This is a genomic window from Halomonas campaniensis, assembly GCF_014193375.1.
Taxonomy (GTDB): Bacteria; Pseudomonadota; Gammaproteobacteria; order Pseudomonadales; family Halomonadaceae; genus Halomonas; species Halomonas campaniensis.
Map to the genome: position 1 here is coordinate 125,744 of NZ_JACHZF010000002.1, position 21,676 is coordinate 147,419.

16 protein-coding genes are annotated in these 21,676 nt (G+C 70.0%); 8 read left to right on the forward strand and 8 right to left on the reverse strand.

Annotated elements, in window-relative coordinates:
• From BDK63_RS01645 to BDK63_RS01655, 3 genes are read right to left on the reverse strand one after another with little or no spacing between them, the layout of a single operon-like run.
• Window positions 1-843, reverse strand: coding sequence for a carbohydrate ABC transporter permease (locus tag BDK63_RS01645; RefSeq protein ID WP_183329578.1), 843 nt, complete (start codon window positions 841-843; stop codon window positions 1-3).
• A complete protein-coding gene (locus BDK63_RS01650; RefSeq protein ID WP_183329579.1) occupies window positions 840-1,820 on the reverse strand; it encodes a carbohydrate ABC transporter permease in 981 nt (326 codons plus the stop codon). Before BDK63_RS01650 ends, BDK63_RS01645 begins: the two co-directional genes overlap by 4 nt.
• Before the next feature lie 14 nt (window positions 1,821-1,834).
• Entirely contained in the window at window positions 1,835-3,136 is a 1,302-nt protein-coding gene (locus BDK63_RS01655) for an ABC transporter substrate-binding protein (RefSeq protein WP_183329580.1), read from the reverse strand.
• 396 nt (window positions 3,137-3,532) lie between these two features.
• Between BDK63_RS01655 and BDK63_RS01660 the strand changes: the two genes are divergently transcribed.
• The 4 genes from BDK63_RS01660 (at window position 3,533) to ugpC (ending at window position 10,718) form a co-directional block, all read left to right on the forward strand.
• Window positions 3,533-5,017 carry a carbohydrate porin gene (locus tag BDK63_RS01660; RefSeq protein WP_183329581.1) on the forward strand — a complete coding sequence of 495 codons (1,485 nt, stop codon included), beginning with the start codon at window positions 3,533-3,535 and terminating at the stop codon, window positions 5,015-5,017.
• Window positions 5,018-5,121: 104 nt separating this feature from the next.
• On the forward strand, window positions 5,122-7,809 hold the full coding sequence (gene malT, locus BDK63_RS01665; RefSeq protein ID WP_183329582.1) for an HTH-type transcriptional regulator MalT: 2,688 nt from the start codon (window positions 5,122-5,124) through the stop codon (window positions 7,807-7,809).
• A 135-nt stretch (window positions 7,810-7,944) separates the two neighbouring features.
• On the forward strand, window positions 7,945-9,615 hold the full coding sequence (locus BDK63_RS01670) for an alpha-amylase family glycosyl hydrolase (protein ID WP_183329583.1): 1,671 nt from the start codon (window positions 7,945-7,947) through the stop codon (window positions 9,613-9,615).
• Window positions 9,603-10,718 carry a sn-glycerol-3-phosphate ABC transporter ATP-binding protein UgpC gene (gene ugpC, locus BDK63_RS01675; RefSeq protein WP_183329584.1) on the forward strand — a complete coding sequence of 372 codons (1,116 nt, stop codon included), beginning with the start codon at window positions 9,603-9,605 and terminating at the stop codon, window positions 10,716-10,718. The genes BDK63_RS01670 and ugpC overlap by 13 nt, the downstream gene beginning before the upstream one ends.
• Before the next feature lie 13 nt (window positions 10,719-10,731).
• Here ugpC and BDK63_RS01680 read toward each other — a convergent pair whose 3' ends face one another.
• Complete coding sequence (locus BDK63_RS01680; RefSeq protein ID WP_183329585.1) at window positions 10,732-11,922, reverse strand: MFS transporter; 1,191 nt, start codon at window positions 11,920-11,922, stop codon at window positions 10,732-10,734.
• An 88-nt stretch (window positions 11,923-12,010) separates the two neighbouring features.
• Here BDK63_RS01680 and BDK63_RS01685 point away from each other — a divergent pair, with 88 nt between their 5' ends.
• The gene (locus BDK63_RS01685; RefSeq protein ID WP_183329586.1) at window positions 12,011-12,382 is read left to right on the forward strand and encodes a RidA family protein; all 372 of its coding nucleotides are present in this window, start codon (window positions 12,011-12,013) and stop codon (window positions 12,380-12,382) included.
• 7 nt (window positions 12,383-12,389) lie between these two features.
• On the opposite strand, the gene BDK63_RS18740 is transcribed toward BDK63_RS01685, so the two are convergent.
• The 3 genes from BDK63_RS18740 to BDK63_RS01705 form a co-directional block, all read right to left on the reverse strand.
• On the reverse strand, window positions 12,390-14,756 hold the full coding sequence (locus BDK63_RS18740; RefSeq protein ID WP_343065256.1) for an ATP-binding cassette domain-containing protein: 2,367 nt from the start codon (window positions 14,754-14,756) through the stop codon (window positions 12,390-12,392).
• A 12-nt stretch (window positions 14,757-14,768) separates the two neighbouring features.
• On the reverse strand, window positions 14,769-15,623 hold the full coding sequence (locus BDK63_RS01700; RefSeq protein ID WP_183329587.1) for a putative selenate ABC transporter substrate-binding protein: 855 nt from the start codon (window positions 15,621-15,623) through the stop codon (window positions 14,769-14,771).
• Window positions 15,624-15,694: 71 nt separating this feature from the next.
• Complete coding sequence (locus tag BDK63_RS01705; protein WP_183329588.1) at window positions 15,695-16,564, reverse strand: MurR/RpiR family transcriptional regulator; 870 nt, start codon at window positions 16,562-16,564, stop codon at window positions 15,695-15,697.
• A gap of 228 nt (window positions 16,565-16,792) precedes the next feature.
• Here BDK63_RS01705 and zwf point away from each other — a divergent pair, with 228 nt between their 5' ends.
• From zwf to BDK63_RS01720, 3 genes are all read left to right on the forward strand, one after another.
• Window positions 16,793-18,289, forward strand: a complete 1,497-nt coding sequence (zwf, locus tag BDK63_RS01710) for a glucose-6-phosphate dehydrogenase (RefSeq protein ID WP_183329589.1) — start codon at window positions 16,793-16,795, stop codon at window positions 18,287-18,289.
• A gap of 107 nt (window positions 18,290-18,396) precedes the next feature.
• Window positions 18,397-19,065 carry a 6-phosphogluconolactonase gene (gene pgl, locus BDK63_RS01715; protein WP_183329590.1) on the forward strand — a complete coding sequence of 223 codons (669 nt, stop codon included), beginning with the start codon at window positions 18,397-18,399 and terminating at the stop codon, window positions 19,063-19,065.
• 18 nt (window positions 19,066-19,083) lie between these two features.
• The gene (locus tag BDK63_RS01720; protein WP_183329591.1) at window positions 19,084-19,746 is read left to right on the forward strand and encodes a bifunctional 4-hydroxy-2-oxoglutarate aldolase/2-dehydro-3-deoxy-phosphogluconate aldolase; all 663 of its coding nucleotides are present in this window, start codon (window positions 19,084-19,086) and stop codon (window positions 19,744-19,746) included.
• A gap of 159 nt (window positions 19,747-19,905) precedes the next feature.
• Here the strand turns inward: BDK63_RS01720 and pgi are convergent, their stop codons facing one another.
• A complete protein-coding gene (gene pgi / locus BDK63_RS01725) occupies window positions 19,906-21,570 on the reverse strand; it encodes a glucose-6-phosphate isomerase (RefSeq protein WP_183329592.1) in 1,665 nt (554 codons plus the stop codon).
• Window positions 21,571-21,676 lie beyond the last annotated feature (106 nt).

Sequence of the window (21,676 nt, forward strand, 5' to 3'; positions counted from 1 at the left end):
TCAGCCCTTGACGGCACCGGCGGTCAGCCCCGAGACGATGCGCCGCTGGAAGATGATCACCAGCACCACCAGGGGCACGGTGACGATCACCGAGGCGGCCATGATCGGGCCCCAGGGCAGCTCGTAGGCGCTGCCGCCGGAGAGCAGGGCGATGGCCACCGGCACGGTGCGCTGGCTGTCGGTCAGGGTGAAGGTCAGGGCGAACAGGAACTCGTTCCAGGCGGCGATAAAGGCTAATAACCCTGTCGTCGCCATGGCCGGCCACATCAGCGGCAGGAACACCTTGGTGATGGTGACCCAGGGGGTGGCCCCGTCCATGATCGCCGCCTCCTCGAGCTCCATGGGCAGCTGGCGCATGAAGGTGGTCAGCACCCAGACGGTGAAGGGCAGGGTGAAGATGGTGTAGCTCAGGATCAGGCCGCCCGGGTTGTTGTAGAGGTTGAGCGCGCGGATCACCTCGAAGAGCCCGGAGAGCACCGCCACCTGGGGAAACATCGACACGCCCAGGATCACCAGCAGCACCGTGGAGCGGCCGCGGAAGCGCACCCGGCCCAGGGCGTAGGAGGCGGTGATGCCGAGCAGCAGGGCGATGAACACCACGCTGGTGGCGACCAGGATCGAGTTGAAGATCGCCTGGATGAAGCTGCGCTGGGTGAACACCTGCACGTAGTTGGCGAGATCCCAGGTGCTGGGCCACAGCTCGACCCGGAAGAGGTCGCCGGAGGGCTTCAGGGAGGTGATCACCGCGTAGTAGAAGGGGAACACCGCGACCACCACCACCAGGGCCACCAGCCCCCAGAAGCCGACCCGTGCGGCGAGCTTGTTGAACCGGCGCGAGGTCATGCGTCACCTCCCAGGTTGAGTTGCTTGCGGCCCAGGTAGAGATAGGCGATGGTCGCCAGGGCGATGATCAGGAACAGTAGGGTCGAGGCGGCGCTGCCGTAGCCCACGTCCTGGAACTCGACGAGCTGCTGGCGGGCGTAGATCGACATGGACATGGTGCTGGTGGAGTTCGAGGTCAGCACGTAGATGACATCGAACACCCGCAGGGCGTCGAGCAGGCGGAAGATCACCGCCACCATCAGCGCCGGGGTGATCAGCGGCAGGGTGACCCTGAAGAACACCCGGACCGGGTGGATGCCGTCCACCTCGGCGGCCTCGTAGCAGTCCTTGGGCAGCATCTGCATGGCGGCCAGCGCCAGCAGGGCGACGAAGGGCGTGGTCTTCCACACGTCGACCATGATCACCGCCCACATGGAGTAGCTGGCGTCGGCCGTCCAGGCGATGGGGTCGGCGATGATGCCCAGCGTCATCAGCAGCTCGTTGATGATCCCGAACTGGTCGTTGAGCATCCAGGCCCACATCTGCGCCGAGACGATGGTGGGTATCGCCCAGGGGATCAGCACCGCGGCGCGCACCAGAGTGCGGCCCTTGAACTCGGCGTTGAGGATCAGCGCGACGATCACCCCGAACACCACCTCCAGCGACACCGAGACGATGGCGAAGAAGAAGGTGTTCCACACCGAGCGCCACCAGACGGGGTCGGCCAGCACGCCGTACCAGCGGCCATCGTCCAGGACCAGGTAGTTCTCCAGCCCGATGAAGAAGACGTTGCCGAGGTCCGACAGCGAGGCATCGGTGAAGCTGAAATAGAAGGTGCGGATCAGCGGCCAGCCGGCCACCAGGGCCAGGGTCACCAGCATCGGCGCCAGGAAGGTCCAGGCGGCGCGTACCCGCTGGCGGCGTACCTTGGTGCTGCGGTACTGGCCGGAGACGGGGCGCGCCGCGGCGGGCGCGCTGTCGTTGACGGTTGAGGTCATGGGAAGGCTCCCGGTTACCAGTTGCGGCGCTTGACGCGCGAGAGCTCGCGCTCGAGGTCGGCCACGGCCTGCTCGCCGCTGCGGCTGCCGGAGAGCACGTCATGGCTGGCGCTGAAGAAGGCGTTGCTGACCCGGCCGTAGGCGTCACCGGTCACCGCCGAGGGGCGGGCCACGGCGTTGACGAAGGTGTCGTAGAGCTCGCCGAAGAAGGGCACGGCCTCCAGCACCTCCTCGTCCTGGTAGAGGGCCTCGAGGGTCGGGTTGTAGGCGCCGGCGATGGCGCGACGCTTCTGCTCGTCATGCCCGGTCAGGAAGGCGACCAGGTCCACGGCCAGTTCGGGATTCTCGCTGTAGCGGGAGATTGCCAGGTTCCAGCCGCCCAGGCCCGCGGCGCTTCTGTTCTCGCCGCCCGAAGCCGCGGCGCCTTGACCATCGCCGCCCGCCGGCAGCTGGGTCACGCCGACCTTGTCGCGCACCTCGCTGCCCTCGCTCTGGGCCAGGGACCAGGCATAGGGCCAGTTGCGCATGAACACGGCATTGCCGCCCTGGAAGACCCCGCGGGCCTCCTCCTCGGTGTAGTTGAGGACCCCGTCGGGGGCGATATCGCCGACCCAGCTGGCCGCCAGGTCCAGGGCGGCCGCGGCGCGGGGGTTGTTGATGCTGATCTCGCCGTCGGGCTCCACCAGGGCGCCGCCGCCGTGGCTCGCCACCCACTCCAGGGCGTTGACGGTCAGGCCCTCGTAGGCCCGCCCCTGGAACACGAACCCGTGCATGCGGTCGTTGCCGGCCTCGCGCTCGGCCGCCTTGATCTCGCGGGCGATCTCGGTGAGCTCCTGCCAGGTCCCGGGCGCCTCGAAGCCGTACTTCTCGAGCAGGTCCTTGCGGTAGTAGAGCACCCCGGCATCGGTGAACCAGGGCATCGCCACCAGGCGACCATCGACGGTGTTGTTCTCGACAATCGCGGGGAAGTGCCCCTCGCCGGCCTCGTCACCCAGCGCCTCGCGCAGGTCGAGCAGGTGGGTGGCGAGCAGGCCCGGCCAGACCACGTCGATCTGCATCACGTCGATGTCGCTGGAGTTGGCGGAGAGGATCTGCTGGTAGAGCGACAGGCGTTCAGTGGAGGAGTTGGGGGTGGAGACGATATCGACCTCGTGGCCGGTCTGCTCCTCCCAGGCGCGCACGCCCTCCTCGCAGAGGGTCAGCTCGGCGCCGACAGCGCCGCAGGAGATGGTCAGGTCCGCCGCCTGGGCGTGGCCGGTGCCGGCCAGCGCGGCGGAACCCAGGGCGATGGCGGTGATGAGAGGCGTCTTGAGCATGGGATAATCCTCGTCGGCTTGTTGTTGTGAATGGCGGGTCTTAAACGATTAAGTTCGTGGCGACAGTTAAGACCATGGCCCTGGCCCCATCAACCTAGACTTTTGTCGAACCCTGGCCGCGCGTCCTGGCGCCCGGGCGTGAGCGCTTGCTTACCTCGCCGGCGAAGGGTGGCCAGGGTCTGGCTAAGATGGCTTCGGCCGCGGAGGGCTGCATTAGACATTGGTCGCGTTCTGCGCCCTCGGCGTTGAGGGGGTGGGCTTAAACGATTAAGTTTCGATTGGCTTGTCCAGCCGCCTTCCCCGGCTCCCGCCGCGTCTGGCACGTCGCGGAACTGAATCGATACAGACCGGGGCCGGCATGGGCGACAGTCCACAACAACAAGGGATGACATCACCATGAATGCCGTCATGTTCAAGACCCCCCTCGCCATTGCCATCACCGCCGCCGGCGTGGCGCTGAGTGGCGCCGCCAGCGCCGACAGCCACGGGCTGGAGCAGCGCCTGGCCGAGCTCGAGGCGCGTATCGCCGCCGCGGAGCAGCGTGCCGATGCCGCGGAGCAGCGCGCCGCGATCGCCGAGGCCGAGGCCGACGGGCGGCTCTCCGCCGACGAGTTCGAGGCGCGCCTGGCCAGGGTCGAGCGCCAGGCCAGCGGCGAGGAGGGCTTCTCCTTCAACGCCTATGCCCGCTCCGGGCTGCTGCTGGGCGAGGATGGCAAGAGCCTGCCGGGCGGCCCCTACGTGACGCCCGCCGGGCCGCTGGGCGGTGCCGTGGGGCGCCTGGGCAACGAGGGGGATACCTATGTCGAGGGCATCTTCAACTACCGGATGCGCTACGACAACGGCGCCCGGGCCCACTACCGCATGATGCTCGCCGACTCTGTCAGCACCAGCAACGACTGGACCGCCGACGAATCGAACCTGAACGTGCGCCAGGTCTATGCCGAGTTCAGCGACCTGCCGAGCTTCACCGGGGTCTTCGAGAACGCCTCGATCTGGGCCGGCAAGCGCTTCGATCGCGACAACTTCGACATCCACTGGATCGACAGCGACTTCATCTTCCTGGCCGGCACCGGCGCGGGTATCTACGACATGCAGCTGGCCGAGAACTGGACCTCCAACCTGTCGCTCTACGGTCGCAGCTTCAGCGACTTCGATATCATCGGCAGCGAGGACCCGGGCAGCACCGACAGCCTGATCCTCACCTCCAACAACTATGTAGGCAACTGGCAGTTCATGGTCAGCGGCCTCTCCGCCGCCGACAACGACGAGCGTGACATCGAGGTGGGCCAGACGGCCGCCGACAGCGGCTTCCATACCATGGTGGCCTACCACGGCGACAGCTTCTTCGGCCTTGCCGAGGGCAACTTCAAGGCGGCGCTGATCCATGGCCAGGGCCTGGGCGCCGAGGCCAAGGTGCTGGGCGCCGACGGCAGCCTCACCGATGACGCTCAGGCGACCCGCCTCGGCCTCTACGGCACCACCTACCTGGCGCCGAACTGGCGCGTGGCCCCCTCGATCCTCGCCGAGACCAGCCGGGATCGCTACGTGCAGGGCGACGAGTTCAACTGGGCGGGCCTCAACGTGCGCCTGGCCAACGAGCTGACCGAGAACTTCGAGATGCAGTACGAGGCCAGCTACCAGTACATGGACCTCGACCAGGGCGCCGGCGGCAACGCCGTGAAGGGCGACTTCGGCAAGTTCACCCTTGCCCCGACCTTCAAGCCCCAGGTGGGCGGCTTCTGGCAGCGCCCGGAGATCCGCCTGTTTGCCTCCTACACTGACTGGAGCGAGGAGCTGAACGAGTACGGCGGCAGCTTCGGCGAGGACGGCTTCACCGGGGGCCAGTGGAGCTTCGGCGTCCAGACCGAAGTCTGGTTCTGATGGCAGGGGCCCGGCGCCGGCCGGGCCCTGTCGGCTGTTTCGATCCTTGCCCGCGGCCCTGGCCGCGGGCTTTTCGCAGGCCCATGCGATGCCAGGGAGCCGTCATGACGCTGATCCCGAACAAGCTGGCGCCCCCGGTGCTGCCCCTGTCGCTGGTGGCGCGCTCGCGCCTCAACGATCACTTCGTGCTCGACGAGCGGGTCCGCCTGCTGGTGGTCGAGGCGCCTCCCGGCTATGGCAAGAGCACCCTGGTGGCCGAGCGCCTGCCTGCCCTGGAGCAGCGTGCCGCCTGGCTGAGGCTGGACGGCCGTGATGACGTGCCGCGGCGTTTCGCCGAGGGCTTCCGGGCCATGCTCGGCGAGCTCTGTGACGCCCCTCTCGCGCCGCTCGAGGAGGGCGCCGGCCTGGACGATGCCATGGAGGCCTGGCTTGCCGCGCTGCCCGCCGTGGCGCCGCCGGCACGGCTGGTGCTCGATGGCTTCGAGCACCTCACCGAGACCGCAATCCTCGCCGCCCTGGTGACCTGGCTGCGCCACCAGCCGCCCTGGCTGACCCTCACCGTGATCTCCCGCCGCCGCCCGGCCCTGGGGCTCCCGGCGCTGCGGCTGCGCGGCGAACTGGAGGAGATCGGCATGGCCGAGCTTGCCTTCGACCTGGAGGAAGCCCAGACCCTGTGTGCCGAACAGCTGAGCTTCCCGCCGACCCGGGTCAGCCTGGAGCGCGCCCTGCGCCGCACCGGCGGCTGGGCCATGGCGCTCGACTGGCTGATCCAGCGGACCACCACCCGGGCGGGATTCGACCGCCTGGTGGACCGGCTCGACGGCCCGCATCCCGACTTCGTCGCCTGGTTCGATGACCTGATCGATGTCGGCGACCGCGAGCTGCTGCTGCAGCTGGGCGTGCTGGAGCGCTTCTCGCCCCCCCTGGTGGCGAGGCTGCTGGAGGGGGACGGCCTCTCCCAGCGGCTCGAGGCCCTGGAGCAGGCCGGCCTGTTCCTGGAGCGTCCCGACCCCGACGATCACTGGCTGCGCCTGCATCCGCTGTTCGCCCGCTACCTGTGCTTTCGTCGCCATGAGCTGAGCCTGTCGCGCCAGCGGGCGCTCCACCGGCGCGCCGGTGAGGCGTGGCTGTCGCTGGGCGAGCCGGCGCTGGCCCTGGCCCAGCTCATCGAGGCCGACGACCCGGAGGCCCTGGCCGCCCAGGTCGAGGCCCAGGGGCCCTCCCTGCTGGCCGGGGGGCACTTCTCGCTGCTGGCGCGTGCCCTCGACCGGTTGGGCGATACGCGGCTGGCCGCCGCGCCGAAACTGGCCCTGCTGCAGGGCTGGGTCTCCCATGCCCAGTACCAGTTCGGGCGTACCCGGCGGGCCATCGACTGGATCGAGGCCCAGCTCGAGGCGCCCGAGTGGCAGACGCTGGCCGCCGAGTTCGCGACCCTGCGCGCCCAGCTGGCCATCAACGAGGGGAACGCCGATCGGGCCGCCCCCCTGGCCGAGCAGGCCCTGACCCTGCCGGCCCGCTACCTGGCGTCCACGCCCGCCTCGGCGGCGGCGATACGCGCCGAGGCGCGATTCGTCCAGGGCCACCTCGAGGCCTCGCTCGGGGAGGTGGCCGAGGTGGAGCGCGAGGCCACCCGCATCGGCGACGACCGGCTGCTGCTCTGGTCGCTCTGTCACCAGTCGGAGACCCTGGTCGCCCAGGGCCGGCTGCAGGCCGCCCATGACGTCCAGGAGCGCGCCCTGGCCCATATCGAGCGCAGCGGCCTGGATCGGCTGCCGGTGGCGGAGTTCCTCTACCGCATCCGCAGCCAGCTGCTGTGGGAGTGGCAGCGCCTGGACGAGTCGGAGCAGGCGGCGCTGGCCGGGATCGCGGTACTCGACCGGCAGGGCAAGCGCTGGACCCTGCAGTGCCACGTCAGCCTCGCCAAGCTCGCGCTCTCCCGCGGCGACCAGGCCCAGTGCGCCGACCACGTGCGGCGCCTGCGCCAGATCCTGGCCGAGGGCGACTACCATGCCGACTGGCAGGCCAATGCCCATGCCACCCTGCTGGCCTGGTGGCAGGCCAACGGTGATCTGGACGCCGTGGCACGCTGGTGGCAGGAGGCGCCCCCCGGCGATCCCCAGGCGGCCACCAACCACTTCGCCCAGTGCAACCTGCGCAACCATGCCCGCGCGCTGACCCTTCTCGGCCGCCACGACGAGGCCGCCGGGCTGCTCGAGGCGCTGCAGCGTCGGGCCGAGTCGCTGGGGCTGGTCACCGACACCAATCGCAACCGGCTTTGCCTGGCGGCCCTGGCCTGGCAGCGCGGGCAGCGTGAGGAGGGCCTCGAGCACCTGCGCGAGGCCCTGGTCCTGGCCACCCGCACGGGGCTGACAGGGAGCTTCCTGAGGCTGGGATCGGCCCTGCCCGAGATGCTCATCGAGCTGCTCGCCGGGGACGCGCTGGAGCCGCTGGCTCGCCGCCATGCCGAGCGGCTGCTCGAGCTGGCCCGGCGCCAGCGCGACTTCACCAGCGCGGTGCGGCTGATGCTCGACGAGTCGGTGATCGCCGATATCGTCGCGCGCCCCGACGTGCCCGAGCTGATCCGGGTCTCGCCGTTGACCCGGCGCGAGTGGCAGATCCTCGGCCTGATCCATGCCGGCCTCTCCAACGAACAGATCGCCGACCAGCTGTCGGTGGCGCCCACCACGGTCAAGACGCATATCCGCAGCCTCTACCAGAAGCAGGGCATCCGTCGCCGCGAGGAGGCCGTGGCACTGGCCGCCGACCTGCTCTCGCGCATTCAGGGGGAGTAACCTCCGCCCCCCGACTACGCCGCCCCCTCCGTCCCCGGGAGGATGTCCTCCTGGCCGCTGCGGCGCACCATGTGCCTGACCCTTGCCATGGCCGGGTTCCGGCGCGTGGCCCACGCATGATGGAGGACAGGACGCATGACACGGATTCTGGGTCGGCAGGGCGCCGACTGGTGGCGCGGCGCGGTGATCTACCAGATCTACCCGCGCAGCTTCATGGATGCCAACGGCGACGGCATCGGCGACCTCAAGGGCGTCATCGAGCGCCTCGACTACATCGCCTCCCTGAACGTCGACGCCATCTGGCTGTCGCCCTTCTTCACCTCGCCGATGAAGGACTTCGGCTACGACATCAGCGACTACCGCGGCGTCGACCCCATGTTCGGCACCCTCGACGACTTCGACCGCCTGGTGGAGGCCGCCCATGCCCGCGGCCTCAAGGTGACCATCGACCAGGTGCTGTCGCACAGCTCGGACCAGCATGCCTGGTTCCAGGAGAGCCGGGCGAGCCGCGACAACCCTCGCGCCGACTGGTACGTGTGGGCCGACCCCAGGCCGGATGGCGCCCCCCCGACCAACTGGCAGTCGATCTTCGGCGGGTCCGCCTGGCAGTGGGACACCCGCCGCTGCCAGTACTACCTGCACAACTTCCTGGTGGAGCAGCCCGACCTCAACTTCCGCAACCCCGAGGTGGTCGAGGCGATCCTCGGCGAGGTGCGCTTCTGGCTGGAGCGCGGGGTCGATGGCTTCCGCCTGGATGCCGTCAACTTCTGCACCCATGGCGAGATCCGCGACAACCCGCCCCGCGAGGAGCTGGTCGAGGGGTTCATCGGGGTGCGTCCGGACAACCCCTACGGTTTCCAGCAGCACCTGTACGACAAGACCCAGCCCGAGAACCTGGCGTTCCTGGAGCGGCTGCGCGCCCTGCTCGACGAATACCCCGGCACCACCAGCGTCGGCGAGGTGGGCGACGACGACTCGCTCGGCGTGATGGCCGAGTACACCCGCGGCGGCAACCGCCTGCACATGGCCTACTCCTTCGACCTGCTCGGCGAGCGCCACGACCCCGAGTTCCTGCATGCGACCCTCACCGGGATGGAGGCGCGCATCGCGGATGGCTGGCCCTGCTGGGCGCTGGGCAACCACGACGTGACCCGCCTGGCGACCCGCTGGGACGCCGAGGGCGATCAGGCCAAGCTGCGCCTCTACCTGGCCTTCCTGCTTACCCAGCGCGGCAGCGTCTGCCTCTACCAGGGCGAGGAACTGGGGCTGACCGAGGCCGAACTGCGTTTCGAGCAGCTGGTGGATCCGGCCGGCATCACCTTCTGGCCGGCCTACAAGGGCCGCGACGGCTGCCGCACCCCTCAGCCCTGGGTCGCCGATGCCCGGCATGGCGGCTTCTCCACCGCCACACCCTGGCTGCCGGTGCCCGAGGCGCACCTCGCCCTGGCCGTGGACCAGCAGGAGCGCGATCCCGACTCGCTGCTCAACGCCTACCGCGCCTTCCTGGCCTTCCGCCGCATCCAGCCGGCCCTGGTCAGGGGCGAGATCCGCTACCACCCGGTGCGCGACGGCGTGCTCTGCCTGGAGCGTTACCACCCCTCCAGCCAACCCGGCGAGCGGCTGCTGGTCGCGCTCAACTTCAAGGCCGAGGCGCGCACCCTGCCGGCGCCCGCCGTGGCCGAGGCACTGGTCGAGGCGCCGGCACTGGTCAACGGCCGCTGGGCCGAGGGCCGCGTTTCCCTACCCGCCCACGGCATCGCCATCGCGCGCTGCCCCGCTGAGGAGGACCTGGCATGGGACGTCTGACACTGGAAGGCATCGGCAAGGCCTTCGACGGCATCGAGATCTCGCGCGATATCGACCTGACCATCGAGGACGGGGAGTTCGTGGTCTTCGTCGGCCCCTCCGGCTGCGGCAAGTCGACCCTGCTGCGCATGATCGCCGGCCTCGAGGAGATCACCCGGGGGGAGATGTGCCTGAACGGTGAACGGATCAACGAGATCCCGCCCCAGGAGCGTGACATCGGCATGGTCTTCCAGTCCTATGCCCTCTACCCGCACCTGAGCGTGGCCGAGAACATGGCCTTCGGGCTCAAGCTGGCGCGCACCGACAAGGCGGAGATCCGGCGCCGGGTGGACCATGCCGCCGGGATGCTGCACCTCACCGAACTGCTCGACCGCAGGCCCCGGGACCTTTCCGGCGGCCAGCGGCAGCGGGTGGCCATCGGCCGGACCCTGGTCAAGGAGCCGGCGGTGTTCCTGTTCGACGAGCCGCTCTCCAACCTGGATGCGGCGCTGCGGGTGGACATGCGGGTGCAGATCGCCGAGCTGCACAAGCGCCTCAAGGCCACCATGATCTACGTCACCCACGACCAGGTGGAGGCGATGACCCTGGCCGACCGCATCGTGCTGCTCTCCCGGGGGCGCATCGCCCAGGTCGGCCCGCCGCTGTCGCTCTACCACTTCCCCCGGACCCGGGAAGTGGCCGAGTTCATCGGCTCGCCGCGCATCAACACCCTCGAGGTCGAGGTCGTCGAGCCGGGCCGGCAGCACACGACCGTGCGCCTGCCCGGCGGCGAGCCGCTGCGGGTGGCGGTGGATGGCCGGGGGCTCACCGCTGGCGAGCGGGCGACCCTGGGGGTGCGTGCCGAGGACTTCGTGGCCCCGGAGCAGGCCGAGGCGACCCTGTCGGCCCGGCTGATGGTGGCCGAGAAGCTGGGCTACGAGACCCTGGCCCACCTGAGGGTGGCGGGCGTCGAGGGAACCCTGACCCGGCGGCTGGATGGCCTGACGGCCCTCGAGGATGGCCAGGCGGTCCCCCTGGGGCTTGCCGGCGAGCGCTGCCACCTGTTCGGCCCGGACGGCACGGCCTGTCCGCGCCAGGTGGAGATTCCCGGGGTCAGCCACTGAGTCGCAGGCGGGATCAGCGTGCCGCCTTCAGGGTCGTCAGTACGCCTTGGGCCAGCCACCAGCCGGCCAGGAGAAAGGCCAGCATGCCGCCGAGGATGGCGCCGAAGGGGGCGCCGAGATCCAGGGCGATGCCCAGTACCGCCGGCGCCAGGCCGGTGGAGAAGACCATGCAGGCACTCAGGGTGGCGCGAACCGTGCCCAGGTGCTCGGCTCCCCAGATGCGCACCAGCACGCTGGTGGCAATGGGCTCCTGGGCGCCCATGGCCAGGCCGCCGCCCACCATCAGCGCCCAGACGCCGAGGTGGCCGCCCATCAGCATGGCCAGCCCCAGGGCCAGGGCGAAGGGCAGCAGGTAGAGCCGGGCCAGGCGCACCGGCCCCAGGCGGTCGACGAAGCGGCCGCCGAACAGGGCGCCGGGCAGCTTGGCCAGGCCCATGCCGGTGAGTGCCAGGGCGTAGACGCCCAGGGAGCTGCCCAGGTCGGCGGTCATCTGTGCCTGGTAGATGAACAGCCCGGTCATGGTCACCGGCAGGATCATCAGCAGCGGCAGCAGCCGCCAGAATCGACCGTCGCGGAACGGGCGAGGGCCCTCCCGCCGCTGCCCCCGTGCCGGGCGGCTCCGGGGCGCGTCCGGCCAGGGCGCGCGCAGCAGTACCGCCGTCCAGGCCAGGGCCAGCACCAGCCCGAACAGCCCCCACAGCTCCTGCCAGCCCAGCCACACCAGCAGCGCCGCCACCAGGGGCGGCAGCGCCGTTTCCCCGAGCATCATGCCGAGGCTGGTGAGCCCCAGGGCCCGGCCGCGCAGCTCGGTGAACTCGCGACCGGCCAGGGTGTTCCCCAGGTGGGGCATCATGCCCTGGCCGCAGAACCGGACCAGCCCCAGGCCGAGCAGCCCCAGCCCCCACCAGGGCGAGAGGGTCAGCAGCAGTGCCCCCGCCAGCAGGCCGCCCAGCACCATGAGGGCGAAGCGCCGCGGCGGTATCCAGTCGATGGCGGGCCCCAGGCGCAGCACGGCGAAGCCGGCGATCAGGGTGACCAGCGCATAGGTGGTGCCGAACTGGCCGGCGGTGAGGCCGAGGCGCGCGCTGATCGGGGCCTGGAAGAGCCCGATGAAGAAGCTCTGGCCGAGGCTCGAGGTGAACATCGCCAGGAAGGCGATGCCGATCAGGCCGCGATGATCCCGCAGCAGCAGGCGGTAGCCCATGACGCCCTCCTCTGGCGCTGGCATGATGTGACGGTCGAATCCATCGGGGCCATGTTACCAGCTGGCCGCCACTGCATGAGGAGTTCCCATGACCATCATCCGTCACGACACCAAGGCGCGCATGAGCCGCGCCGTGATCCACAACGGCGTCGCCTACCTGTGCGGCCAGGTGGCCGGCCCCGAGGCGCGCCATGGCGACATCACCGCCCAGACCGAGAGCATGCTGGGCCGCCTCGATGACCTCCTCAAGGAGATCGGCTCCGACCGCGAGCACCTGCTCTCGGCCACGATCTACCTGAAGGAGGGCCACGACTTCGCCGCCATGAACGCGGTCTGGGATGCCTGGGTGCCCACCGGCCACGCGCCGGCGCGCACCTGCGTCTGTGCCCCGATGCCCGCCGACGAGCTGAAGGTGGAGATCACCGTCACCGCCCTGGTGGTCGGCGACTACAGCTACTGAGCCCTGTCTAGCGCGAGCAGGGATCCTCGATGGGCGCCTCTCTCGGCCGCAGCCGCCGCGAGAGGGCGTCCACCGCAATGTTCAGCGCCGCGGTGACCAGCAGCAGGAAGAAGGCCACGTCGAACAGCAGGTAGTCGAACCCCTCCTCGATGTAGAAGCCGAGCGTCGCCACCCCCAGCATCCCCAGGATCGCCGTCTCGCGCAGGATCACCTCGGCGCGGTAGTAGAGCAGCGCCAGCATTCCCGGATAGAGCCGCGGCAGCAGCTCGTAGGCATAGCGGCCGGAGGCCGGCAGCCCGGGCATGCCGGGGGCCAGGGCATCGGCGTGGCGCGCCACCAGGAAGGCGATCAGCGCCCCGTTGTGCAGGGCCAGCGCCAGCCAGGCCGGCAGCAGCGAGGGGCCGAGCAGCAGCAGGAAGAGGAAGGCCAGCATCAGCTCCGGGGTGGAGCGCAGCGCCACCAGCAGGCCCCGGCCGGCCAGCCGGCTGGCGCGGTTGCCGAAGTGGCGGCTGGCCAGCGGCCAGAGCAGCAGCGCCACCGCCAGCGCCCCCACCGTGCCCAGCAGCCCCAGCAGCAGGGTATTGCCGATGGCCGGCCCCAGGGCGGGAATCCGCGACAGCCAGGCGGTGAGCCCCGCCCAGTCCCCGGCGAGCAGCGCCGGCGGCCAGATGTCCTCGGAGACGAAGCGCCACAGCAGGGCGCCATCCACGCTGGGCCAGGGGCCGAGCAGCCAGGCCCCGCCCACCAGCAGCACCGGGACCAGCCGCCGATGCCCCCACCACGGCAGGCTGGCGATCAGCAGGTAGAAGAGCCAGAGCAGGGCGCCGGCCTCGTGGTAGCGCCCCTCGCGGAAGGCGGTCTCCAGGTGGAAGCCCAGCGTCGGCAGCCCGACGAAGCCCAGCAGCACGCTGGCACGCAGGGCACACTCGAAGCGGTAGCGGGTATAGGCGACCAGCTGCGCCCAGGCCAGCGGCAGCTCGGCGTAGACGAAGCGCGACAGCCGCCCGCTGCCGGGGGGCAGGGCATCGCGCGGCGCGCGGGGCGCCTGCTCGAGGATCTCGGCATAGACCTTGGCGAAGATCCCCGCGTAGGGGATCGCCAGGGCCGCCAGGGCGGTGAGCGCCGACAGCCCGAAGACCTGCAGGAAGAGCAGCGCCCAGAACAGCTCGTGGATGGCGCGCACGAAGGCGCAGCCGGCGCGTACCAGCCGCGAGCGGGCGAACAGCAGGGCCAGCGGGAAGCCCAGCACCACGCCGGCCAGGGTGCCCCAGATCGCCACCGCCACGGTGAGGCCGATGGCGGTGAGCGGCGATTCCAGCGAGCCCCAGGCCGGCCAGGCCATGCCCAGGGCCATGCGGCCCAGCTCCGTCCAGGGCTCCCGGGTGTGGATGGCGAGGTCGGCGAAGGGCATCAGCAGCACCGCCAGGGCGACCAGCGCCAGGGTGTGGCGGGCGAGCTTCAGCCCGGTGCTGTCACCCCGCCACCAGTGGCGTCCATGGCCCGGATGGGGATGACGGGAGAGGGCCTCGCTCATGGCCGGCCCCGCGCGCAGGGCAGCGCCCACCTGAAGATCGGATACAACCGCGCTGCTCGCTGGCCGGCCCCGCGCGCAGGGCAGCGCCTCCGGGCCGGGCATGGCCGGTGTGGCCGCCTCACGGGGCGAGCCGGCGGGGGCGTCGGCATCGGGGTAGAGGGCGTCGAGGTCGGCCAGGCGCAGGTCCCGGGACGGGGCATCGATCACCAGGCGGCCGTCGCGCAGGCCCCAGACCCGGTCGAAGTGGGTGAGGGCCAGCTCGCGCTGGTGCAGGGCCACCACCTGGGTGGTGTGGCGGGCATCGATCAGCGCCAGCAGCCGCAGCGCCTGGTGGGGGTCGACGCTGGCCACCGGCTCGTCGCCGAGGAACAGCGCGCGGCCCTGGTAGAGGGCGCGGGCGATGGCCACCCGCTGGCGCTGGCCGCCGGAGAGCCGGCCCACCGGGCGGCGCAGCAGGCCCGCGAGCCCCAGCTGCTCGCACAGCGCCTCCACCTCCCGCCAGGGTTGGCGCAGGGGTCGCACCAGGTTCCACAGGTTGGCCAGCGCCGAGTGCTCGGGCAGCCGCCCCATGTAGACGTTGTGGTAGACGGCCAGGGCCGGCACCAGGCCATGGTGCTGGGGGCACCAGGCGGCGCGCCGGCCGAGCCGCTCGCGCAGCTCGGCGAGCAGGGTCGACTTGCCCGAGCCGCTCTGGCCGAGCAGGGCGACGCGCTCGCCCTCGTGCAGGGCCAGCGTCAGGCGGGGCAGCACCACGCTGTCGAGCCGTCCGTGACGGTCGCGGCCATGGCCGAGGTCCTCGGCCGCGAAGGCGACCAGCGGGCGGCGTTGCTCGCTCTCCATGGTGTCAGGCCCTCAGCGCAGCAGGCCGAGCTCCTCGGCCACCTCTTCGATGGGGGCATAGAGGGCGTTGTCGGCGGGGATGAAGGCCTCGCGGGGGAAGCTCGCCAGCAGCTCGGGGTCGTCCATCTCCAGGAAGGCGGCCTGCACCCGGTCGGTGAAGCCCTCGCCGAAGCGCTCATCGGCGTCGCCCCGCAGGGTCCAGTTGTAGTCGGGGTAGGGCGGGGTGGCCCAGATCACCTCGACCCGGTCGGTATCGACGCGGCCATCGGCCACCGCGGCCTCCCACACGGTGTAGTTCACCGCGCCCAGGTCCCAGGTGCCGGCCTCGACTAGGGCGATGGTGCGCGAGTGGTCGCCGGAGTAGCCCACCCGGGAGAAGAACGCCTCGGGGTCGGCGTCATCGAAGCGCTGGCGGAAGAAGTGCTCCGGCATCAGGCGCCCGGAGGTGGAGGTGCGCGAGCCGAAGGTGAGGCTCATGTCCTCGATCGCGTCGGGCAGCGCGTCGGCCCGCTCCAGGCCCGTGGAGTGGTGGGCGATGAAGTAGCTCATGAAGGCGTCATCCTCGCTGCCCTGGGCCAGGGCCACCGAGCCCGGCACCAGGCGGCGGGCCTGCACGCCGGAGAGGCCACCGAACCAGGCCAGCTGCACCTGGTCGTTGCGGAAGGCGGTCACCGCGGCGCTGTAGGACTTCACCGGCACGTACTCCACCTCGACCCCGAGCCGCTCCTCCAGGTAGTCGGCGACCTTGGCGAAACGCTCCACCAGGCGCGCCTGGTCCTCGTCGGGGATGGCGGTGAAGCGGAAGGTCTCGGCGGCCGCTCCCTGGGCGAACAGGGCGAGGGCGGCGGCAAGGGCGAGGTGACGCATGGGGCGGCTCCGGCTGGGGAATCGGGCCGCTATTGTTGTCGCTGGGCCCGGGCCTGGCAAGTCCGGGGCGGTCAGTCCTGGCGGCCGGCCGGGTAGCGGGTATCGAGCAGGCTGTCCTTGATCTTCTTGAGGTGGCCCAGGAAGTCCTCGCCGCGGCGCAGGGTTACCCCGGTGGCCAGCACGTCGATCAGCGCCAGCTGGATCATCCGCGAGGTCATCGGCATGTAGTGGTCGGTGTCCTCGGGGGTGGCGATGGCGACTTCCAGCGTCTCGGTGCACTCGGCGGCCAGCGGCGACCCCGGCGCGGTGATGCCCAGCACCACGGCACCATTCTCCCGGGCCAGCCGTGCGATGTCGACCAGCTCCCGGGTGCGACCGGTCCAGGAGATCACCACCACCACGTCACCGGTATGGCAGCTCGAGGCCACCATGCGCTGCATCAGCACGTCCACGTAGGCGGTGACCGGCAGGTTGAAGCGGAAGAACTTGTGCTGGGCGTCCTGGGCCACCGCCCCCGAGGCGCCCAGGCCGAAGAAGTGCACCTGCTTGGCCTGGATCAGGTAGTCCACCACCCGCTCGATGCGCTGGGGGTCGGCCTGGCGGCGCGCCTCGTCCAGGGCGGCGATGGTGGCGCCGAAGATCTTCTGGGTATAGTCGGCGGCGCTGTCCTCCGGCTCCACGGCGCGGCTCACGTAGGGGGTGCCGCCGGCCAGGCTCTGGGCCAGCTTGATCTTGAAGTCCGGATAGCCCTTGGCATCGAAGCTGCGGCAGAAGCGGTTGACCGTGGGCTCGCTCACCGAGGCCGCCTGGGCGAGGGTGGCGATGCTCATGCTGGTGGCGGCGCCGGGGTCGGCGAGGATGACGTCGGCGACCTTGCGCTCGGAGCGGTTGAGTTCCTCGAGGCGTTGGCGAATGCGATCGAGCAGGTCGTGACTGGCCATGATGGGCGGGGGTCTCCATGACAGCGGGCGGCGAGGGCCGCGGATTTAGCCGGGATAGATGATGTAGTGATTTAACTACATTATGCTGGCTATCCTAGCCCGAGGAGGTGGGTCGCGGCCAACCGTCCCCGTCGGGCGGGTGTTTGTTTTGTAAGTTTACAACAAAAACTTGCCTTTTGACCGCTCGGTGGGTATTTTTTTGGTAATCCAACGAAAAGCGAGGCGCACATGAGTCACTCCAGCCGATCCGGCCAGGCGGCCAGGACCGATATCGACCTGGCGCTGTTCGGCGCCCTCGGCGACCTGGCGCAGCGCAAGCTCTTTCCGGCGCTGTTCCAGCTCGACCGCGAGGGGCTGCTCGACCCGAGCACGCGACTGCTGGGGCTGGCGCGCCAGGAGCTCGACCTGGACGGCTTCAAGGGGCGCGTCGAGAAGGCGCTCAAGACCCACGTCAAGGCCGAGGAGCTCGACCGCCAGGCGCTGGCGCGCTTCCTTTCGCGACTCGACTATCGCCAGCTCGACTTCACGCAGCCCGAGGGCTACACCGTCATCCGCGACTGGCGCCAGGCGGGGCAGGAGCGCCCCATGGTGGTCTACCTCTCGGTGGCGGCGAGGATCTACGGCGACATCTGCCGACACCTCGAGGCCAGCGGCAGCCTGGACGACCAGAGCCGGGTGGTGGTGGAGAAGCCGATCGGCCATGACCTCGCGTCCTCCGCCGAGGTCAACGACGCCATCGGTGCGGTCTTTCCCGAATCGCGCATCTATCGCATCGACCACTACCTGGGCAAGGAGACGGTGCAGAACCTGATCGCGCTGCGCTTTGCCAACCCGCTGTTCGGCACCCAGTGGAACCAGAATCACATCTCCCATGTGGAGATCACCGTGGCCGAACAGGTCGGCATCGAGGGGCGCTGGGGCTACTTCGACGACGCCGGCCAGCTGCGCGACATGGTGCAGAACCACCTGCTGCAGCTGGTCTGCCTGATCGCCATGGATCCCCCCGCCAACCTCGACGCCGATGCCATCCGCGACGAGAAGGTCAAGGTGCTCAAGGCGCTCAAGCCCTTCACCGACGACATGCTGGGGCGCGACGTGGTGCGCGGCCAGTACACCGCCGGCACCATCGGCGGCAAGTCGGTGCCCGGCTACCTCGAGGAGGAGGGGGCGAACACCGAGAGCCACACCGAGTCCTTCGTGGCGATGAAGACCGGCGTCGAGAACTGGCGCTGGGCCGGCGTGCCCTTCTACCTGCGCACCGGCAAGCGGATGCCCGAGAAGCTCTCCCAGATCATCATCCACTTCCGCCAGCAGCCCCACTACATCTTCGATCCGGACCAGCGCGGGCTAGCCGCCAACAAGCTGGTGATCCGCCTGCAGCCGGAGGAGGGCATCGCCCTGGAGGTGCTGACCAAGGACAGCGGCCTGGACAAGGGCATGCGCCTGCGCCGCGGCCCGCTGCACCTGGACTTCAACAGCGCCTTCCCCAAGTCACGGATCCCCGACGCCTACGAGCGCCTGCTGCTCGAGGTGATGAAGGGGCAGCAGTACCTCTTCGTGCGCCGCGACGAGGTCGAGCATGCCTGGCAGTGGTGCGACAACCTGATCGCCGCCTGGGCCGATCGCGACGAGCCGCCACGCCGCTACCCGGCCGGCTCCTGGGGGCCCGTCGCCTCCATCGCGATGATCACCCAGGACGGACGAAGCTGGTATGAAGATTACTAGAGCATGGCGACCGGCCCCGGGGGCCCGTGGCGCCTCTCTCAAGACCGCCATGATCACCCGGGACGGCCGCAGCTGGTATGAGGATTATTGAACATGGGGGAGCTGAGATGAGCGACGATTCCCGCAAGCGCCTGGCCGCGCAGCTGGCCGAGGCGGTGGCCGAGGCGCTGCGTGCCGACCTGGCCCGCCAGGAGCGCGCCCTGCTGGTGGTCTCCGGCGGCTCCACGCCGGTGCCCTTCTTCCGGGCGTTGGCCGCCATGGCGCTGCCCTGGTCACGCATCGACGTGACCCTGGCCGACGAGCGCTGGGTACCCGAGTCCGCCGACGACAGCAACGCCCGCCTGGTGCGTGAGCACCTGCTGCAGGGGGCCGCCGCCGAGGCGACCCTCGTGCCGCTGACCACCCATGACCCCACCCCGGAGCAGGGGGCCGAAGCCGTGGCCGACCGCCTGGCACCGCTCGCCTGGCCGGCCAGCGTGGTGGTGCTGGGCATGGGCGGCGACGGCCATACCGCCTCGCTGTTCCCCGACAGCCGCGAGCTCGACCTGGCGCTGACCACCGACGCCGCGGCGGTGGCGGTGCGCACCCCGAGCCAGCCCCAGCCGCGCATCACGCTCAGCGCCGACCGCCTGCACCAGGCCCGCCGTCACGTGCTGCACATCACCGGCGGCGACAAGCGCGCCGTGCTGGCCAGGGCACTGTCCGGCGACGACGTCCGCGAACTGCCGATCCGCGCCTTCCTGGCCTGCCCGCTGGCCACCTACTGGGCCCCCTGATCTCATGGAGAGACATCAATGACCATCGACAAGCAGCTGCCCTCCACCCGCACCACCGAACTCGATAGCATCTGCCTCAAGGCCGAGGTGATCCCGGTGCTCGCCATCCAGCGCGTGGAGGACGCCGTGCCCCTGGCCACCGCCCTGGTCGAGGGCGGCCTGACCGTGCTCGAGGTGACCCTGCGCACCGACTGCGCCCTGGAGGCGATCCGCCGCATCAAGGCGGCACTGCCCCAGGCCAGCATCGGGGTGGGCACCGTGCTGACGCCGGCCCAGTACCGCCAGGCCGAGCAGGCCGGCGCCGACTTCGTGGTCACCCCGGGCACCACCGAGGCGCTCTATCGCTATGGCGTCTCGAGCCCGGTGCCGATGCTGCCGGGCGTGGCCACCGTCTCCGAGCTGATGACCGGCTGGCAGTACGGCTATCGCCGCTTCAAGTTCTTTCCCGCCGAGGCCAGCGGCGGCGTCAAGGCGCTCAAGGCCTTCGCCGGGCCGATCCCAGAGGCGCGCTTCTGCCCCACCGGCGGCATCAGCCTCGACAACGCCGAGGACTACCTCGCGCTCAGGAACGTGATGTGCGTGGGCGGCTCCTGGCTGACGCCGAACTCGCTGGTGGAGGCCGAGGACTGGAACGGCATCCGCCAGCTGGCACGCGAGGCGGCCCGGCGCTTCCACCACTGAATCCCCGCGCCCGGCAGGGCGCTCCCCTGTGCTCTCTCGGCAGCCTGTGGCTGTCCTTTTCCCCGGCCCCCCGCGGCCGGGTTTTTTCATGTTGTCGCTGGTCAGCGTGAAACGCAGCGGGGCCGGCAGTTGCCGGCCCCGCTACCCCTACATGCCGAATCAGCCCTTCGTTCGCTTGCCGCTCTTGCCGGCGGGTTTCGCCGCGGGCTCGGCGGCGCTCGCCCGGGGAGCGCCGTCGGCCGCGAAGTGGCCACGTACCAGCGCCAGCAGCCCCTGGGTGGAGGCGTCGAAATCCTGGCTCTGCTCGTCGATGCGCTCGCTGATCTCGCCGGCGATGCGCTTGCCGAGCTGCACCCCCCACTGGTCGAAGGAGTTGATGTTCCAGATCACCCCCTGGACGAACACCTTGTGCTCGTACAGCGCGATCAGCGCGCCGAGGTTCCGCGGCGTCAGCTCGTCGAGCAGCAGCACGCTGGAGGGGCGGTTGCCGGGGCAGCTGTAGGGGTCCAGCCGGCTGCCGCTCTGGCTGCCCTCCATGAAGGCGTTGGCCTGGGCCAGCATGTTGGTGAGCAGCGCGAAGTGGTGCTCCTCGACGCCGGGTTCCGGCTTCAGCGAGGCGATGAAGTCGATGGGCACGTAGCGGGTGCCCTGGTGGAGCAGCTGGAAGAAGGCGTGCTGGCCGTTGGAGCCGGTCTGGCCCCAGACGATGGGCCCGGTCTTGTAGTCCACCGGGTGGCCGAAGATGTCTACCGACTTGCCGTTGGACTCCATGTCGAGCTGCTGGAGGAAGGCCGGCAGCTGATGCAGGGCCTGGTCGTAGGGCACGATGGCCTGGGTCTCGGCGCCGACGAAGTTGATGTACCAGATGCCGATCAGCGCCATCAGCACCGGCATGTTCTCGCGGAAGGGGGCGGTGAGGAAGTGCTGGTCCATGGCGTAGGCGCCCTCCAGCAGCTCCATGAACCCCTCGAAGCCGATGGAGAGGGCGATGGGCAGCCCGATGGAGGACCACATGGAGTAGCGCCCGCCCACCCAGGCCCAGAACTCGAAGACGTTCTCCTCGCGGATGCCGAAGGCCATGGCCGCCTTCTTGTTGGTGGAGGCGGCGATGAAGTGCGCCCCCACGTCGGCATCCGGGCCGGCATTCTCCAGGAACCAGCGCCGGGCGGTATGGGCGTTGAGCAGGGTCTCCTGGGTGGAGAAGGTCTTGGTGGAGACGATGAACAGGGTGGTGGCCGGGTCGAGGCGGCTGAGCACCTTCTGGATGTGGGCGCCGTCGACGTTGGAGACGAAGTGGAAGTTCAGCTCCGGGTGGCGGTGCTTGAGCAGCGCCCGGCAAGCCATGTTGGGCCCCAGGTCCGAGCCGCCGATGCCGATGTTGACCACGTCGCGGATGCGCTCGCCGCTGTAGCCCTTCCATTCGCCGTTGCGCACCGCCTCGGAGAACTGGCGGATCTGCTCGCGGGTGCGCTGGATCTCCGGCATCACATCCTGGCCATCGACCATCAGCGGCCCCTCGCCGAGGTTGCGCAGGGCGGTGTGCAGCACCGGACGGTCCTCGGTGACGTTGATGATGTCGCCGGAGAACATCTGGGCGCGGCGCTGCACCAGCGCCGAGTGCTCGGCGAGCTCGATCAGCTTGTCGAGCACCGCGTCGGAGACCTGATGCTTGGAGTAGTCGAGGAACAGGCCGCCGACGCGCAGGCTCATCTTCTCGAAGCGCTGGGGGTCGGCGGTGAAGTAGTCGCGGATGCGGTCGTCCGCGGTCTGCGCGTGCAGCTGCTTGAGGGCCTGCCAGGTGACGCTGCGGGTAAGCTGGAACATGGGGCGCTCCGTTGTTGTGGGTCGGTGGGGTGCCGAGGGTTTGTTATGTAAAAATACTACCCAATGGGCGGGCATTTGGCCAATCTACGCGCGCGTATCGCCTTTA